This is a genomic window from Paenibacillus sp. AK002, from assembly GCF_053903045.1.
Window position 1 is genome coordinate 5,152,924 of sequence record NZ_CP096377.1, and the last position, 18,169, is coordinate 5,171,092.

Below are 18,169 nucleotides of genomic sequence, written 5' to 3' on the forward strand. Positions count from 1 at the left end.
TCTTCCGTAAGGGCGGGGCTATCGCATTCAGAGCATGGTCCGGGCCGTTATGTCCTCTACTGCACAATTCCGATATAAAACCCGTCATATCCCTTGCTTCCAACCGTTTGAATGGCCGTGCCGGCAATCGAGGAGTCTGCCGACAGCATATCCATGAATTTTCGGATGCCATGGACCCGAGGGTCTGTGCTGTGATAATCGATGACTTCCCCGTTCCGGATGACATTATCGCTAATGATGACGGTGCCGGCCTTGGAGAACTGCAAGGCCCACTTCAAATAATTCGGATTGTTCGGTTTATCGGCATCGATGAAGATCAGATCGAACGGCTCAGCCTTTTCCTTAGCCAGCTGCTCCAGCTGCGCCAATGCATCGCCTACGCGGATGCTGACCCTATCCTCCAGTCCAGCCAACGCTACGTTGGATTTGGCAACCTTCGCATGATGCGGATCGAGCTCCAATGAAATCAGCCGCCCTTCTGCCCCGATCGCCCTAGCCATCCAGATCGTGCTGTAACCGCCAAGCGTACCGATCTCCAAGATTCGTTTCGCTCCCTTGATCTGAACGATCACGTTCAGCAGCTTGCCCTGAGCGGGAGATACATCGATCTCAGGCAAGCCTGCCTCCCGGTTTGCGGCCAACACCTTCTCCAGCACCTCGTCATAAGGAATCAAATGTTCCGTCACATAATCGTCCACTTTGCCCCAAGTCGCAGCATCATTCGCATTCGCTTTCATGCCTGTTTCCTCCCTTAAACTTCAAATTGGATTTTACACATTCATTGTATGTGATTTAATATTATAAAAATAATATATAATTAAGTAGGTTATATAAATAAAATATATAAATCAGACAGGAGTGCGGCTCCATATGAATTTACATGCCTTACGGCTGTTTCACGTCATTGCCACAACGGGCAGCGTCACCCGGGCTGCCGAATTATTAAATATAAGCCAGCCGGCCATAACGGCACAGGTTAAGAAATTCGAGAAGGAGCTTTCCCTTACCCTGTTCAAGCCGCAGGGCAGAGGCATCGGATTGACGCAGGCTGGCGCCGAGCTGCTCCCGCTTGCCAAAAGGCTCTTCTCGGTTGAGCAGCAGATCGAACAATTCTGCCGGGATTACCGCAGCGGTTCGAGGGGGCATATCCGACTGGCTGCAACCTACCTCCCCTCCCATTTTCTTCTGCCGGCTTGGCTTGCAAAATACAAGCAGCGGTACGAAGACGTCGAAATGAGCATTACCACCACGAATTCCAGCGATGCGCTTAAGCAGCTGCTGAACATGGACGTGGATCTTGCGATATACGGCGGCCTCCCTGAGGAATCGCCGGATACGATACAGACCGAGGAGCTGTTCCGGGATGAGCTGTGGTTTGTCGTCTCCCCCGACCACCGTTATGCCAATCAGCATATCTCCCTGGATGAAATGATGAGAGAGCCTTTTGTCATGCGGGAGGAAGGAAGCTCGACGCGGGAACGGTTATTTGCCTTATGCCGCACCCACAGCTCCCCTTCGCCCCGCATCACGCTGCAATTCAACGGCCTGCACGAAGCGATCACGGCCGTCATTGCCGGATACGGGGCCAACTTCGTGTCTTCGCTCGTGGTGCGGGAATACGTGGAGCGCGGTGAGCTCAGCCAGGTATACGTCGATGGCATCGAGCTGCAAAATATCATTGCGGTCTGCACCCGCAAGCATGAAGCGTTATCCGCTGCCGCCATGAATTTCGTGGAGATGATCCGGGAACGGCCATAAGATAACCGTATGTCGTTTGGCAAGATGGAGCTGCACTTTTTGGAGCTTGCCTGCATTCTTCCTTGGAGCCTTGTCAGAGAAAACAACCCGTATGCTGCTCCGGCATACGGGTTGTTTATTTGCGTTATTATCACTTGTATTTACCCAATCATTTTCATAGGTTTATTGAACCGTTACATTTCCCTTATACACATATTGCATTGCCGGGCTTTCTCTTTTCTTGCGTACTGAAACTGGCATAACCCCGATGTCTCCCCTGTTAACGTCAGCACAAAAACTGCCATCAAGCAATAAGTATCATTACTCTATTCATGTGAAGGATGACCTAAACATTCGTTTATGACGATAATAATCTGTTTAATACCGACCTCATCGCAGCCTCATCGCCTCCGTGTTCCACGACTTGCGCAAATGCGGCACGCAATGCCTCCGCCAGAATGATGCCCAATTGATCGCCAGCCTCTTCTCCTGATGCTGCAGCCAGTTCACCGAGATAACGCGCGACGGGATTGTCTCCTTTGCGGGGATCGGGCTCAGACAGCAATCGGCCCACTTTAAGGCGAATCATGCTGTCGTAGGCGGTCAATAGAACCAATTTCAGGCGCAACTCGGGAGGAGCCGCATCGGCAACAGCTTCCATGCGGTCCAATATTCGAAGCGTTATGTCATCCCGAAGCAAGCCGTAAAATTTCTTCTTGGATTTGTAATGATGATAAAGAGCTCCCACGGTCACTCCTGCATCGGCAGCAATGTCGTCAACTTCCGCTTGGTTGTATCCCATCTCGGCAAAACGCTTTAAACCTGCCTGTATGAGTTTGTGCTGCGTGGTACCCGGTATTGGTATATGACTCATGTAACTCCCTCCGAAAACGTTCATGCAAAGATATTTAAATTCTAACATAGCTGCTCTTTAAGAGATATAAATCTTTGATAGCTGCAAATGAGCCATTTTCCAAAAAATAGCTTGAACAAATAACATAACTGGGTTATGTTAAATATAACCTAATTATCTTACATCACGAAACCATATTCTATTTCGAGGTGAGTACATGGAAGGAAACGTTATTTTTTATTTTGTTCCGGTCAAAGATATCAAGGCAGCCAAATCCCTTTATCGCGACACGCTCGGTTTGGAAGAATCATGGCGCGAAGGGGATTACACGGTTGCTTTTAAGCTCCCGGGAACCAACGTGGAATTGATGGTTGAACAAGTCTCGGAAGGAAGCCAGGATGCTGCCGGACCTGTTTTTCTCGTACCCTCTGTCCGGGATATATACGAGAACAACCCCGGCAAGCTGCAATTGATCGGCGAACCGGGCGAAACTCCTGACGGCCTCTGGTTGAGTGCCAAGGATGATTCCGGCAACGGAATCTACTTTACGGATGAAAGCAAGCACGACTCTTGATCCTGATTTACGCCTGAGGCGCTCCCGGTCTGAAATGCCGGAGGTGCCTTCTCCCGCTATTTGACATAACATAGGGGCTTCCCGCCAGATCCAGGATCTATCGGGACAGCCCCCTTTTATTGTCTATCATCTAAATGTAAATCGCCGCGCGTCACCCTTTAATGGAGCCGATCATGACGCCTTTCTCGAAATATTTTTGCATAAACGGATAAATAAGCAGAATCGGAAGCGTCGAGACGATAATGACGCCGTACTTGATCTGGTCGGCATATCGCTGCGCGTACCCTCCGGCATCCCCGCCCGTTCCCGCACCGCTCGAGAATACCTGGTTCGACAGCAGGATATCCCGCAGAACGATTTGCAGCGGCTGGAGCTTCGTATCCCGGATATAGATCAGCGCCGTAAAGAAATCATTCCAATGCCCCACCAAATAATAGAGCCCGATGACGGAGACCAATGCTTTGGACAGCGGCAAAGCCACTTTGAAGAAGAAGGTAAAGTGAGAGCAGCCGTCCATGACGGCGGCTTCATGCAGCTCCTGCGGCAGCGAGTTTTCAAAGAACGTCCTCGCAATGATCAAATAAAACACATTCACGGAGAACGGGAGAATAAACACCCAGATCGTGTTGGTCAAGCCAAGACCCTTCATCAATAAATAGGTCGGAATCAGCCCGCCGTTGAAGAACATCGTGATCACGAAAATAAACATAATGATGCGCCTGGCGCGAAATTCCTTTCTGGACAGCACATAAGCTGCCGGAAGCGTGAACAGCATGTTCACCAGGGTGCCGAACACCGTGTAAAACAACGTATTTCGGTACCCGGTCCAAATCCGCATATCCTTGAAAATTTCCTGGTAACCAAAAAAACTAACATTTTTGGGGATAAACATGACCTTCCCCGTAGAGACGAGCGTTGAGTCGCTGAACGAAGCAATGATGATAAAATACAGCGGATACGCAATCAGCAGAAAAATCAAAACACACAGAAAACCCAAGACGATCTTAAATCCCAGCTCCTTGCCGTTGATGCGCATTCTGGCAGTTTCATGTTCCACAACCGTTTCTCCTTCCCCGATCATTAGAATAAGCTCGTTTCCGACATTCTCTTCGATATCGTGTTCATCGCATACAGAAATACGAAATTGATGAGCGTGTTAAACAAACCGATGGCCGAAGCCAAGCTGAACTGGTTGGAGATGATCCCGATTTTGTAAACATAGGTGGCTATGACCTCCGAGACGGGAAGGTTCAGCGAATTCTGCATCAGGAATATTTTCTCGAAGCCGGTCCCGAGGATGTTCCCCATGCTGAGAATGAACAGGATGATGATGGTTGGAACGAGCGCGGGAATGTCGACGTACCGGATCGTCTGCCAGCGGCTGGCCCCATCGATCTTGGCGGCATCGTACAGCTGGGGATCCACGGTGGACAAGGCCGCAAGATAGATAATGCTGTTCCAGCCGCAGTGCTGCCATATGTCGGAGAGCACGTACACCGGAATAAAGGTCGAGGTGGAGGCTAACAAATTGATATGCCCCAGCCCCACCGCCTTCATGAAGTGACCGACAACCCCGGTTTCGGAGGACAGCAGCACGTTCAGCATCCCGACCAGCACGATGATGGATATGAAATGAGGCAGGTAAACGGTGGTCTGCATCACCTGCTTCATTCTTTTTCTGCGAATCTGGTTTAGAATGAGCGCTAAGATGATCGGGGCCGGAAAGCCGAGCACGATCGTGGCCAGACTGATCAGAAACGTGTTTCGCATCAAATCGGTGAACAGGTAACTGTCGATGAATTGCTGAAAGTAGGCGAGTCCGCGCCACTCTCCGCCGGTCAAGCCTTGGCTGAAATCGTAATCCCTAAACGCAAGCTGGATGCCGTACATCGGCACATAGTTAAACAACAGAATGACGGCAATCGCCGGAAAAATCATAATCCACAGCTGGTAATCACGTCTGAAGGTGTCCAATCTTTTGCGAGGCCCCATATCCTCCCTCCTAGTTTTGATTCATGTAATCGTCGTAATATTTTTGCATAATCTCAAGATTCTGCTTCAGGCCTGCCTTCTCGCTTTCCTTGATATACGCGTCCCATTCGGCTTCCACGCCGCCCTTGGTGACCCATTTCGCAAAGCTGGATTCCGCCAGATTCATAACGTTGGTATTGTTCAGGCTCATGGCGTTATTGTCCATGGTGGAATACTTGATGAACATGCCGGGGAACACGTCTTTATCGGGATCCACGTCCAAGGCCGCCTCCAGCGGCTCCGATTGACCCAGCACCTCCTGCATATCGGTGCCAAGCGTCAGCTTTAAGGTATCGGGAATATAAAATGCGCCGTTGTCCGCCATCGTCGAGGTCCATTTCCACGTGCCCGGATCCATCTTGGCATCGGCCGGAGGCAGAACGGCATATGTACCGTCTCCGTTATCTTTAATGTTCGGTCCGAGGGATCCGAACAGCACCTGCATGCCCACCTCGGGCGCATAAAGCTCGTTGATGAATTTCATGGCCGCTTCTTTGTTCTTGGTCTTGGCGGACATGACGATATGGTTGGTGCCATAATTCAGGGAGTAATGATCGTAGCTCCAGGACAGCTTCCCTGCATAATCTGCCGACACCTTCATCGGCGGCATGGAAGCATATTGCGGTGCCAGCTGCTCGCCGAACCGGTCGGACGCCACCCATCCCCAGGTAAAACCGACCTTGGCCGTATCCCCTTCCCCGCGCGCGATGGATTGAAATTTCGTATAATCATGCGTGAACACTTCGGGGTTAATGAGACCGGCCTTGTACAATTTGTTCAGAAACGAGACCATCGTTTTGTACCGTTCATCCGTCAGGAAGTTCTTCACTTGACCGTCTTCCACGAAATAGCCCTGTCCGCTGCCGTCCGTCAGCGTAATGCCCATGCTGCCCAAAAGCACCGCTGGGTTAAAATATCCACCGATGCCTCCCGGCCAATCCATCGGAATCTCGTCATTCGGATCGCCGTTGCCGTTGGCATCCTTCTCTTTAAAAGCCACCAGTACTTCATACAGCTCATCCCATGTGGTCGGCATGCTCAGGCCGAGGTGATCCAGCCACTGCTGGTTAATGAACTGCCTGCTGGCGGTAGCGGGCCAGAACCGCTGATATTTCGGGAGACCGTAGATTTTGCCGTCCGACTGCGTGGCGATTATTTTCGTATCCGGTTTTTCATTAAACATGTTCTGTACGTTGGGCGCCTGCTCCAGCATGCCGGATAGATCCTGGAACAAGCCCTGGAATTGCGCAAAGTCGGCATCCGTAATGACGTTCGGCCCGATGAACAGATCCGGAATATCGCCGCTGGCCAGCATCGTCCCTTTCTTCTGTCCCCAATCCGCGGTAATCTCCTGCCATTCGATGTCCACGCCCGCCGTCTCCTCAACCTTTTGCAGCCACTCCATTTCGGCCAGCGGCTTCGTGAGCGGGTGCTTGGTAATGATGGCGGTAAGCTTTACTTTGCTGCCGGTTTGGTCTCCGGGAGTCTCCGCCGAGTCGTTCTGGCCGCCTCCGGCCCCGCTGCAGCCTGTTAACAACATGGCCGTGATGACGACAAGCGAGATGAAAACGTTTACCCTTTTCTTCATTCCATTACCTCCTGGTTTCGTTTGTTGGTCTGGTCCATGGGGGTATGCGGCCTTGAGTCGGCCTTGCCTTGGGACAGTTTTCACTCTAAATGAAGGCGGCGGGCACCGTAAACGGACAGTTTTTCAGGCATCCTCATTTTTTGAAGACGCCCATCATCCCATATATGTAAACGCATCCATTACAAGCCGGTACAGGGAATTCAAATTTTGTATATGTTCAAAAATTGAAAAATCTTAACCTGTGAAACAGCCTTGCCTAGGAATAGCTGTTAAGCAAGCAGGTTTATAAAAGACCGCTGTAATCGGCCTTGTCATCGGCATCAGCGGTCTTTCGATTTAAGCTTTATGCGTATTTCGATATTGCCCAGGCGTCGTGCCCACCATTTTTTTGAAGGATCGGATAAAACTCGAGGTATTGGTGTACCCGACCTGTTGGGAGATGGCTTCGAGCGTCTCCTCGCTGTCCCGCAGAAGCTGAATGGATTTCTGGATCCGAAGCTGATCGATATGCTCTTTGAAATTTTGCCCCATCGTTTTTTTGAAGTGATGGCTGAAGTTGGAGACCGACATATCAAAATAATCGGCCATCATCTGCAGCGAACAGTTCGGATCCATCCCTTTCTCCGCAATCAGGGACAGGATCTCATCCTGGGTTGCCGCCCGGGAAACGGGGAGGGTTTCCTTGATCATATCGCACAGCTTGGCATAGCTTTCCCTTATGATCCCGACCATCTGTTCCAGCGTATAACGATGGTTAAAAGCCGCATCCGTAAGCCGCAGCAGGCTCTGATCGTCATGACGGAACCGCTGGAGGCCGTTGAAGATGACGGTAACGGTATTGAGATACACGCTCTGAATCATATGTGGCGGGAGGCTGTCATTGCTTAGGTAACCGATCATTCTCTCCGCTAAAGAGGCCAGCATGGCTGCATCATTCTTGAGGATCGCAAGCTCGAGGGATTGCAGGATTTCGGCATAATAGGAGACGGCTCCGGTCTGGGGAATCCCGATGTTATCAAAAACCAGCACGGCGTCGGTCTTTCGGATGCGCAGAAACTCCGCCGTCCGGAGTGCCTGCAGATAAGAGAGATGGAGGTCCTGCGGAGACGGGGCTTCGCCAGGCTTGCCGATGCCGATCACCGTTCGCCGGCCCGTGTGCTCCAATATTTCATCCTGCATCCGTTCCAGGCAGGATGTGAGCGGGACATTCTCCGCATGGGAGCACACCAGAATCAATTCCTGCGGATAGATGCTTTTAAAGAAATGACCTTGGATATCCTCCGGCAGCCGTCCTTCATAGCGCCGGCAGTAATCCAGTATCTTCTCCATCTCTGCTCCATCCGCTTCGCAGCATAGTACGGCAACCGAGAAGTAATCATGCTGAAACCGGAGGCCGACCTTGCTTGCTTCCCGTTCAAAATCATCCCAGCCTGCAAGATGCCCGCTCACCAGTTCAAACAGCAGGTTATCCCGCATAATCGGCAACGATCCCTTCACATGCTCGTCAAGCTTGCTGTTGGCCAGCGAAAGCTCCTCCAGCGTATATTTGATCGTATCGATCTCGTTCATGGGCTTCCCCTCCCGCGGTTCGAAGACTTGAACGGCAAGATCAACCAGGCGGCGAATCGGCTGATAGTTGTTCCGGATCGATATATAGATGATAAACACTTCAAGCAGCAGGATCAGGCCGACCAGGATGGCCGTATTCAACTGAATCGTCCGAATGCCTTGAAGGGATGAGGCTACCGGCAGCAGGCTCACGTATTTCCAGCCATTCTTGTCCGAAACCGAGGACGATACCAGATAATCCGATCCGCTGATCGCATAAATGCCCGAAGAGGAAGATGTCTCTTCACCTATGCCCTGCACAAGCTTCCTGAAGTCATCGGAGGATTGGTATGACGTATCATGGGAAGATACCAACCGCCTTCCCTGGCCGTCAAACACAAAAAAATCGCCGCTATAGGTTTCCGAGACGGACTTCATCATCCGGACGATCGTATCTTCCCTTACCATGATCATGACGGCTCCGGGTGAATTCGTGCCTCCTACCGGCAGCGGCTGCACGAAAGTCAGCATTCGAACCCGGTTGTTGCCGGGCACAATCACGTTCTCGACAGGCCTGACGACGGGAGACTCGAGATCATTCAAAGTCTGGATCATATCTTCGCTGGCCCAGTTTTCATAGTAGTAACCGACGCCCGGAATGGACAGGTCGTCCAACCTGTATGCGCTTCCAGTTTTGGAAAACAAATAACCGATGTTCTTTACATACAGCAAGGTGTTGTAAATAAATGCATCGGTTGCATTGTATTTTTTCATCTCATTGGCAATGAGGACACGCTGGTAGTCGCTTTCCTCGGCCTTGTACATCTTGAATTCCCGATTCTGCACCAGCTCGAACGGCAAATTGTATACATACCGGGTAAACGTATCCATCGATGTCATGAATTGCTCCGTAATATGCGCATTCCAGTCCATTTCCTTCTCTTTCACAACATCCGCCGAATAGGGATAGTAATAACACAGGATGACGATCACGGGAAACATCAGCACAAGCAAATAGGAAATCAACAACTTGGTCAGCAGGTTAATCTTATGGATTCGCAAACGGCAACCACCTCCCTATCACTTCATTCCCATTTTCGAAAATGTTATCTATAAGAATACGAAATTTTCAAAAAAAAGAAAACTCATTTCCGCTGTATACGCGTCGGAAATGAGTTTTCTGATATCTTACCATTTTGGCGGCAGCGGGAACGTCAGGAGGATTGTTCCACTCCCCATTTTTCGGCCCACTTCTCCATCTCCTTCAAAGAATCCAGGAAGTCCATCCCCTTCTCGGTCAATGAATACTCCACGGAGACCGGAACGGTAGGGAATACCTCGCGTCTCACGATGCCGCTGCTTTCCAAATGGCGCAGGACATCCGTCAAGGATTGCGTCTTGATGATGGCTGCATCCCGGTGAAGCTGATTAAACCGTTTCGGTCCCTGGGCTAATTGCGCGATGACAAGGAACGCCCATTTGGCTCCAAGAATTTGCAGCACCGAGCAGATATGATTGAACGCTGGCTTTTCCTGATAGTCTTCTTTAACCGGCTCCATTGCCTCACCCCATCACTAACTAATCGTAAGTTAGTCAAAATGACTGGATAATATCCAAATACTTTGCCTTCTTACATCATATGTGCGCACTGCTTATAATACAAACACAAAGAGATTTCATGCTTTACTATCCGAAACGGCATGTGCTAGCCATGATCCGATTGAGGGTATCGATCTCCCAACGGAAAGGATAATGGATATGAATCGATATACGATATATTTATTGGCGCTCGGGGTTTTTCTTACCGCTACCTCGGAACTGGTCGTCTCGGGTATTCTGTACGCGATTGCTGACGATCTTCATATTTCCTTGGCTTTTGCCGGCCAACTGATTACCGCCTATTCGCTTGCTTTTGCGATCGGAACACCGTTTCTGGTCTCGCTTACCGCTCGAATCAATCGAAAAAAGGTGCTGCTCGGCTCGCTTCTGCTATTCATTGCCGGCAGTCTTGTTTCTTTTTTTAGCACCGAGGTATGGATGCTCATGGCTTCCCGTGTCATTCTGGGTGTAAGCTCAGGCGTCTATCTCGTTGCCGCAATGGGTACCGCAGCCAAAATGATGCCACCGGAAACGTTAGGCCGTGCGATTGGCACCATCGTGCTGGGTTTCAGCAGCGCCATGGTGCTGGGCGTTCCGATCGGCATATGGATCACGAATCTGCTGAACTGGCAGTCCATTTTTCTGCTGCTGGCTCTGCTCAGTCTGTTGGTCGCTTTTGTCCTTATCAGGCTCCTGCCGGATGTTCAAGGGGATGCCCCCGTACCCTTCCGCCAGCAATTCAAAGTGCTGGGGAGTCTCGTGATCGTCAGCGCCCTGCTGCTTACGTTCTTCCGGGAATCCGGCAACTCGGTACTGTTCACGTATGTGACGGCGTTTATCCAGGATATTTTTCGCATCGCGCCATCCGGCATCAGCATCATGATGCTCGGCTTTGGCCTATTGGGAGCCATCGGCTCCAGGCTCGGCGGTTATGGCGTCGACCGTTTTGGGGCGGCCAAGGTGATTGTCCTCAGCACGCTCGTTCATATTGCGGTATTTGCGCTGCTTCCGCTGCTCGCCGGTCAATCGGTCATCGGACTTTCGCTGATGGGAGTCATGGTGATGTCCATGTTTGCGGCGGGCCCGGCGGTCCAGAGCTATTTTATCCAGCGGGCGCCGGGTTCTTCCAATCTGGTTCTCAGCATAAACACCTCCATTGTCCATCTGGGGTTAGCCGCAGGAGCGGGTGCAGGAGGCTTCATGGTCAATACGTCATCCACGCTTCAATACCATCCATGGCTCGGGGGATTCGTGCTCGCGCTTGGCTTGGCGGCAGGACTGGTCAGCTTCTCGGCCGGACGGAAGTCGCCGGTTTCCATCCCGAAATCGGCCTGACCTCGCCTGCTCCACTCTATGTGTGTTTAGCGCAAGCCGCCCTATCAACGGGCGGCTTGCATCCTGCTGATTGTTAAAAATGGGCTCACGGATGTTTGCCCATGGGCATAACGTGTGTTATGGGTCAACGCCTATTACATGATGAAGGGCAGGAGTCACAGTGGCAGTCTCTTATATGGATTTCACCTCACCGTCCGTTCGGTTTACTTACGATATGAACAATAACCCGTTTTTCAAAAAAGATAGTCAAAATTACATTAATTCTCTCTCCGTAAAAGAATTGAACACGCTCGGCAACGCTTCCCTGCTGGATATATATCTCAGTACCGGAAACGTAGTGGAGCCGCATATCCATCAAAATGCATCGGAGCTGGTATATGTCGTTTCCGGCTCAGCCATCGTTTCCCTTGTCAATCCGTTTACGAAAGAGCTGCTGAACTTCACGGTAACGCCCGGTCAAGTTGCGCTCGTGCCCCAAGGCTGGTGGCATTATGAAATGGCGACGGTTGACAACACGCATCTGATCGCGGTCTTTGACGCGCCGGTGCCTGAATTCATTGGAGGTTCGGATCTCTTGAGATTGACGCCGGCCAGCGTGTTCGCTCACACCTACTGCCTGGATGAAGCCAAAGTCAAAGAGACCTTGGCGCCGATCACCGACACGGTTGTCATCGGGCCGCCAAAAAACTGCCCGCAGCAAGGGCAAGTGCAAGGGCAGATGAAACATCAGCCTCACGCGTCTCATCTTAATCAGCATTATTACCATCAAGGAACGCCTGGCCAGCGAGATTATGAGCTCCTTCAGCAGCAGCAGCAACAGCAGTTCCAGCAACAGCAGCAGTTGTTCCAGCAGCATTTCAATGCTCACGATCAAACCCAGCATGGAACGTATGCTGCTGAACCGCAGCGAACACCAACTCAAGCACAAGAGCAGTTCCGTTCGCAACAGCAATTACAAGAACAACAGCGTCAGCAGTTCATTCAGCAACAGCAGCAGCTGCCATTCCTGCAGCGCCAGCTAATAGGAAATGGCTGGGATAAATTCTGATCAACCCTCCGATAAATGAGTCCTCTATTGAAATACGCAGCATCACGATTCGTCCATGATGCTGCGTATCTCTTTTTAATATGGAATTATATTATTTAGCAAGACCGGATGCTCCCGTTATTCTCAGCTTCCGGCACGCAATGTTCTCCGGCCGTGTAACCGATATGGACCAATGAATGCCCGAAGTCAAATTCACCAGGCTTAAATAATATCCGTGCCCAGCGCCTGTATCAATTCCCAGCTTACCGTCGCCGAACCAGAGCTGATGGGGCTCTACACCCAAGCGAAACGTGGATGTATGACCAAACACAATCGTTTTATCCATCAAACGCGGCGACTGATGGAACGGTTCCCGGATCTCCGTCAGATCCTCCGGCTTCTGCGCATGGAGCGGAATATCGGGGCGAATGCCCGCATGCACGAACAAATACTCATCATGCTCGATCCATAGCGGCATAGCTGCAATGAATTGTTGATATTGTAACCCTTGAGGAGCCACGAAACCGGCTTGTTCCGGCAATTGATGCAGCCATTTGCGTTCATTGTTCCCCTGTAGCGCTACTGCGCCGGCATCACACAGCTCCTTCACATAATCCAGGGTCCCGGCTGAATCGGGTCCCTTATTCACATAATCCCCAAGCAAAAATAAACGATCCGCCTCGGGCTGATAATGTACATGCTGCAGCAGGATCTCAAGCAGATAACCGTAGCCGTGAATGTCCGAAACCGCATACACCTGACTCATGTGGCCAACATGCTGCTTTCTGCATATATCATGGTTTGTTCCGGTGACACCCGTATCCTTCGTTCGCTTCCCGCTTCTACGCTGCAATGATGGAATAAATGAATCGGCTGCCGGTCTGCCGTCTCGGCTATGATTCTCCATCTGGTTCCTTCGTAGACCGTCTGCAGGATGGTTACCTTCAACGAGTTCCCTTCCGGTGTAGCTTCGTCACTGCATATTTCGATCGATTCAGGATGGATCATGACGATGGCACCGTCGTCTCCATGATTTATATCTATCAGATTTCCGCCAATCAAACTTCCGGATAGTATGGCTGCAGTCTGCCCATTCGGGCTCAGTTTGGCTTCCAATCGGTTATGGTAACCCATAAGCTGCGCCACCCAAGGGCTCGCAGGCCGCTCAAACAGCTCTCTCGGTTCCCCGAATTGATCAATCGCCCCGTTCCTTAATATCATTATGCGATCAGCCACCGTAAAGGCCTCCATCCGGTCATGCGTCACATACAGGGTAGCGATGGATAATTCGCCCAGCAATCTGGCCAATTCACCACGCATATCCGTTCTCAGTTTGACATCCAGATTGGACAATGGTTCGTCCATTAACAACAGCTTCGGCTCTGTTGCCAGCGCTCTCGCGATGCCGACGCGCTGCTGCTGACCGCCAGACAGCTGGGCCGGCAGCCGGTCCAATAAACCTTCCAGCTTTAAAAGCGATTGGAGTCGGTCCAATGTCCGCGCTCTGTCATGCCCATTTAGTTTTCGGCGCTTCATCCCATACTCCATATTCTGTTTCACGTTCATATGGGGCCATAGCGCATAATCTTGAAACACCATGTTAATCGGGCGATTTTCCGGCGGAATATAATGCCCTCGCCGTTCGACGGTGACTCCGGCCATCTCCACCTCCCCTGCATCGATACGCTGAAGACCGGCAATCATCTGGAGCAGCGTTGATTTTCCGCAGCCTGAGGGGCCAAGAATGCATATGCGCTCCCCTTCTCCCACCTCAAACGTGATCGGCTTCAATACTTGCTGTGAGCCGAATGATTTCGATACGCCCTTTACCTTTAAGATCATTCCACTCTCCATCCCTTCTACCATTTATTGCGATCCAGCCATCTGAACCATGTACGCCCCGCTGCTTGCAGAAGAATGATGATCAGCACGACCGCTCCGCAGCTAACGACGGTAGCAGCCGTTGCATATCCGTAGCGTGAGAATTCAAAGGCCCTGTCTATGACCAGCGGCATCAGCGAATAGTTAGCCGGTTTCAGCATGGAAGCCAGGGCCAGATCAAACACGCTGGTTCCGAACGAGGCCAGGGTTGCAATTAGAAGCGACTGGCGTGCTATAGGCAGTACGATATCCCGCATTCGTTCAAATACGCCTGCCCCTTGAATGGCTGCCGCCTTGAGCATGGTGCCGGACATGTTGCCGAACGCGCCAAGCTGGACCCTGACTGCGTAGGGGATGGCACCGGCGATCCCGGCGATCACAAGCAGCGAGGGTGTTCCGTAAAGATGGAGTCCTAAAGGTTCCAGCCATTTCTGATTCCATATGAAAATATAGCCAATCCCTAGCACAACGCCGGGGACCGCTAAAGAAATGATCGAGAATAGCTGAAGCAACGGCCTTAGACGAGACTCCGTAAAAGTCAGCATATAGGCTACAACAAACCCGATCAGCATGCTAAACAATGCAGCTGCGGCTGCTATGACAAGCGAATGATACATGCCTTCCAGATAACCGAGCAGCCTGTGATCCCCGGCTTGTCCTGCGAATAATTCGCGATAATGATCCAGCGTGAGATTATCCAGATGTATGCCTCCGCCAGCCTGCTTCAGGAAAGACACCGCTGCGCTGGTTCCGATCGGAATCCCAAGACTCACAAAGAGAAAAATCGTAATCGACAGATTATACAACCAGGCTTTCCGCGGCCTTACCTTCTCCATTTGAACCGCTCTTGCATTCAAAAAGTCGAACCTGGATTTCCGCAGGGTCACCATAAGCAAGGTCATCGCCAGTGCCAGAATTAAGACAAGATAGAATGCCAGCACACCCGCCATATCGAATCGGACCGGAGACTGGTAGATTGCCGAGTATATGGAGTATGTCAACGTTGGGAATTTATACACGGTTGCCAAAGCGGCGGGCAGCCCGAAATCCCCGATGGTATCCATGAACACCAGGGTCCAGCCAGCCACATAGGAAGGCAGAGCCAATGGCAGTTCGACGGTTCTCCAGACGGTGAATGGCCTTGCGCCATTCAGCCTGGCCGCATAACCGAACTGCCTTATGTTCCACTCCGAAGCTGCCATAATGGCCAAATAAGCTAGCGGGAATTTACTTAGTGACATGACGAACATAAGCCCGACAGGCTGAAAAATAAACGAGGTGACCCACGTCAGCCCCAGCCACTGATGAGCCAGTCCGTCCGAGCCGGCAAACAAAACCCAGCCCTGCGCGATCATGAAGGACGGGGCTATTAACAATACCCAAGCCGTCATATCCAGCAATTTGGCCGCTGCAAAGTCCCACCGTGCCCGAATGGTAGCAAGCACGCCTCCAATGATCGTACCGATCGTTGCCGTGCCCAGCGATAATGTGACCGAATTCAGAAGGGACTGTTTCCATAACGGCCGATTCATGATGTCTCCGATCAAGCCCAGGCTGCTGGACTCGATCTGCCCGAAAAATAGCCCGGGAAAGATGACGTTGATCAGGACGGCGAGCAGCGGCAAAAAAATAAAAACAAACAGGAGGAGGGTGACCCCGCCTCCATAGCGAGCTTCCGAAGTATTCATATCGCCCTTCCTACCTTACATTTTGATCCGCAAACCAGGTTTTGATCTCAACTTCATGCTCGGATGCCCACTTCGCGGAAGGCAGCATAAAGGCTCCATTCGGTTCACGCTCACTTCGTGCACTCACGCCCTCCACAAGCGGCGTAAAGAAACTATCCGTTGAATCCAGATTCGTTAACATCTGCTGTGTCTCGGGTTTCAGCATATATTCAACAAATGCTTTGGCCGCTGCCGGATTCTTGGTATGCTTGCTGATCGCCACAACGCGCAAGCTCCCTGGCGCACCCTCGCGCGGCCATATTACCTCGATAGGCTCGCCTGCAAGCTTCAGTTCATAAGCATTATGCTCCTGAAGCGCCGCAACTTCGATTTCTCCGCTTAACAGCGCCTTCCCGACAGGACCGTTCTTGGGGTATACATGAAGTCCTTTTTTAAAACGCTGCTCGTATGTCTGCTCTGCGGCTTCGACACCCCATTGCTCAAAAAATGCGGATACGAGCGGATAGGCAGGCGCTGCCACGGCCGGATCGGCATGACCGACAGGGCCGTCATAGGCAAAAAATTGCTCCCAAGTCGTCGGTGCCTTCTCCGGAGTTACCAGCGTTGTGTTATAAGCAATGACACCTGCCGCATGAATGCCGACAGGGAAGTAGGCGAAATCTTCGGGTACATGGCTCCTTCCGTTCTCGGACAGATTTCCGAGATTGTCAGGCTCCCAATCCGTCATCAGAAAATCGCGGTCGCCCAAATTGCGCACCGAACCGTGTCCATCCATCATCAAGACGTCCCATTGCGGATTTCCCTGCTCCGCCTCAATTTTGGCCAATGCTTCTCCCCCTCCATAATGCACGGCTTCTAATTTGAAGCCTGTCTCTTCCATAAATTTCGGGGCAATGTAATCCACAAAATCATTTCCGTATAAGTAGATCGTTTCCCCGGTATCCTCCGGATTGCCATTCGTTAAGGTTATGTCCGGCTGCCCGGCTGCACCTCCGCTTCCGCTGGCCGTCGGCCCCGTGGTTTCCCCCGAGCGAACCGTTGGCTGTCCATCCGTTTGCGCGCATGCCGACAACAACCACATGAGCGCAGTCAAAGCAATGAATATTCCATGTTTGAATCCTGTTTTCTTGTTCATGTCACCCTCCTGTTTCTGATTGCCTTCTTGTTTCCATTTCAGCATAACGTCCCAGATTCAATTAAAAATTATCGCTGCGTTAACAAAGAATTAAATAATATCTATCAAATGAAAGATAAGATTAATACCATCGATGTTTGAAATGGGAAGAGAGGGATGCAATTTGAACTTACAGCAATTCAAAGTGTTTGTACTTACCGTCGAATTGAAGAAACTGTACCTTGTGGCCCAGAAGCTGGGCATTACCCAGCCAACCGTCACCTTTCATTTGAACAAGCTGCAAGAAGAGCTTGGCCTTGCTCTGTTTCACACCAAGTCCTATCATGTCATCAAGCTTACGGAAGCCGGTGAAGCCTTTTATCATTACGCATCGCAGATTCATTCCCTCTCTGAGGAAGCTTCATCAACCATGGACGTATACCGCGGAACCGCTGCGGGAGTGCTTGCGATCGGCAGCACCCATACGCCTGCCACCTATCTGCTACCGCCGTTCCTGAAGCAGCTGAAGCTCAATTATCCGGGATTGTCGATCCTTATGGATGTCCGTCCTGCGGCCTATATTCTGGAAAAAGTCAAGAAATATGAACTCGATGTAGGCATCATTTCGAACACGCAAGTGGATGACCCGGAATTCATCGCGCAGCCGTTGATCCATGATGACCTGGTTCTTATATTCGCCCCGGATCATCCATTCGCAAGCCTAAACGATTTAATGCCCGGCGATCTGGTCGAACATCCTTTCGTTTCCCATGAACCGGGCTCTATCAGCAGGCAGCTTATTGACAACTGGGCAGACAAACATCGTCTACGTCTTCAAATATCACTGGAAATCTCGGGGACCGAGGCGCTGAAATCCGCCGTCCGGCACGGTCTCGGGTACGGCATGATTGCAGAAGCCGCCATACAAGAGGATGTGGCAGAGGGGAAGCTGCATGCACGACCTATTCCGTCCTGGTTGCCTGAACGTCAGATTTATGCGGTTCGACACCGCAATAAGCTGATCAGTCCGGCACTGCGCATGTTCTGGAGAAATCTTTTGGACAATTTTGCATGACAGCGGCGGATGGGATTCCAGACAAGTTTCCGATTTGATCCGGCTGTATTTCGTATTCTCCGAAAAACGGTTAGAATAGTAAGATACGGCATCTTTTCGAATGCCAATGTAAATCGAAG

Annotated in this window: 16 protein-coding genes; 5 read left to right on the forward strand and 11 right to left on the reverse strand. The window is 51.1% G+C overall.

Going from position 1 to position 18,169, the window contains the following annotated elements; translation table 11 throughout:
* Positions 1-56: 56 nt before the first annotated feature.
* Positions 57-737, reverse strand: a complete 681-nt coding sequence (locus M1D70_RS23025; RefSeq protein ID WP_090909357.1) for an O-methyltransferase — start codon at positions 735-737, stop codon at positions 57-59.
* 133 nt (positions 738-870) lie between these two features.
* Here M1D70_RS23025 and M1D70_RS23030 point away from each other — a divergent pair, with 133 nt between their 5' ends.
* On the forward strand, positions 871-1,758 hold the full coding sequence (locus M1D70_RS23030; RefSeq protein ID WP_036672903.1) for a LysR family transcriptional regulator: 888 nt from the start codon (positions 871-873) through the stop codon (positions 1,756-1,758).
* Positions 1,759-2,095: 337 nt separating this feature from the next.
* Here the strand turns inward: M1D70_RS23030 and M1D70_RS23035 are convergent, their stop codons facing one another.
* Positions 2,096-2,611, reverse strand: a complete 516-nt coding sequence (locus M1D70_RS23035) for a TetR/AcrR family transcriptional regulator (protein WP_456288056.1) — start codon at positions 2,609-2,611, stop codon at positions 2,096-2,098.
* Between the two features lie 196 nt (positions 2,612-2,807).
* On the opposite strand from M1D70_RS23035, the gene M1D70_RS23040 reads away from it, so the two are divergent.
* Positions 2,808-3,164, forward strand: a complete 357-nt coding sequence (locus M1D70_RS23040; protein ID WP_456288057.1) for a VOC family protein — start codon at positions 2,808-2,810, stop codon at positions 3,162-3,164.
* 151 nt (positions 3,165-3,315) lie between these two features.
* Here the strand turns inward: M1D70_RS23040 and M1D70_RS23045 are convergent, their stop codons facing one another.
* The 5 genes from M1D70_RS23045 to M1D70_RS23065 all read right to left on the reverse strand — a co-directional run bounded on the left by M1D70_RS23045 (position 3,316) and on the right by M1D70_RS23065 (position 9,890).
* Positions 3,316-4,245, reverse strand: coding sequence for a carbohydrate ABC transporter permease (locus M1D70_RS23045; protein WP_456288058.1), 930 nt, complete (start codon positions 4,243-4,245; stop codon positions 3,316-3,318).
* Positions 4,245-5,156: an ABC transporter permease gene (locus M1D70_RS23050; protein WP_009595317.1), complete on the reverse strand. Its 912-nt coding sequence runs from the start codon at positions 5,154-5,156 to the stop codon at positions 4,245-4,247. The genes M1D70_RS23045 and M1D70_RS23050 overlap by 1 nt, the downstream gene beginning before the upstream one ends.
* 10 nt (positions 5,157-5,166) lie before the next feature.
* On the reverse strand, positions 5,167-6,783 hold the full coding sequence (locus M1D70_RS23055) for an ABC transporter substrate-binding protein (protein WP_456288059.1): 1,617 nt from the start codon (positions 6,781-6,783) through the stop codon (positions 5,167-5,169).
* A gap of 336 nt (positions 6,784-7,119) precedes the next feature.
* The gene (locus M1D70_RS23060; protein ID WP_456288060.1) at positions 7,120-9,393 is read right to left on the reverse strand and encodes a helix-turn-helix domain-containing protein; all 2,274 of its coding nucleotides are present in this window, start codon (positions 9,391-9,393) and stop codon (positions 7,120-7,122) included.
* Between the two features lie 152 nt (positions 9,394-9,545).
* A complete protein-coding gene (locus tag M1D70_RS23065) occupies positions 9,546-9,890 on the reverse strand; it encodes a winged helix-turn-helix transcriptional regulator (protein WP_456288061.1) in 345 nt (114 codons plus the stop codon).
* 199 nt (positions 9,891-10,089) lie between these two features.
* Between M1D70_RS23065 and M1D70_RS23070 the strand changes: the two genes are divergently transcribed.
* Together M1D70_RS23070 and M1D70_RS23075 are read left to right on the forward strand one after the other, a co-directional pair.
* The gene (locus M1D70_RS23070; RefSeq protein WP_456290486.1) at positions 10,090-11,265 is read left to right on the forward strand and encodes an MFS transporter; all 1,176 of its coding nucleotides are present in this window, start codon (positions 10,090-10,092) and stop codon (positions 11,263-11,265) included.
* Between the two features lie 160 nt (positions 11,266-11,425).
* Entirely contained in the window at positions 11,426-12,313 is an 888-nt protein-coding gene (locus M1D70_RS23075) for a cupin domain-containing protein (RefSeq protein ID WP_456288062.1), read from the forward strand.
* A 91-nt stretch (positions 12,314-12,404) separates the two neighbouring features.
* Here M1D70_RS23075 and M1D70_RS23080 read toward each other — a convergent pair whose 3' ends face one another.
* From M1D70_RS23080 to M1D70_RS23095, 4 genes are read right to left on the reverse strand one after another with little or no spacing between them, the layout of a single operon-like run.
* Complete coding sequence (locus M1D70_RS23080; RefSeq protein ID WP_009595311.1) at positions 12,405-13,058, reverse strand: metallophosphoesterase; 654 nt, start codon at positions 13,056-13,058, stop codon at positions 12,405-12,407.
* Positions 13,055-14,134 carry an ABC transporter ATP-binding protein gene (locus tag M1D70_RS23085; protein ID WP_009595316.1) on the reverse strand — a complete coding sequence of 360 codons (1,080 nt, stop codon included), beginning with the start codon at positions 14,132-14,134 and terminating at the stop codon, positions 13,055-13,057. Before M1D70_RS23085 ends, M1D70_RS23080 begins: the two co-directional genes overlap by 4 nt.
* A gap of 17 nt (positions 14,135-14,151) precedes the next feature.
* A complete protein-coding gene (locus tag M1D70_RS23090) occupies positions 14,152-15,861 on the reverse strand; it encodes an ABC transporter permease (protein WP_456288063.1) in 1,710 nt (569 codons plus the stop codon).
* Positions 15,862-15,871: 10 nt separating this feature from the next.
* Positions 15,872-16,996: an extracellular solute-binding protein gene (locus M1D70_RS23095; protein ID WP_009595321.1), complete on the reverse strand. Its 1,125-nt coding sequence runs from the start codon at positions 16,994-16,996 to the stop codon at positions 15,872-15,874.
* A 163-nt stretch (positions 16,997-17,159) separates the two neighbouring features.
* Here M1D70_RS23095 and M1D70_RS23100 point away from each other — a divergent pair, with 163 nt between their 5' ends.
* Entirely contained in the window at positions 17,160-18,050 is an 891-nt protein-coding gene (locus M1D70_RS23100) for a LysR family transcriptional regulator (protein ID WP_456288064.1), read from the forward strand.
* Positions 18,051-18,169 lie beyond the last annotated feature (119 nt).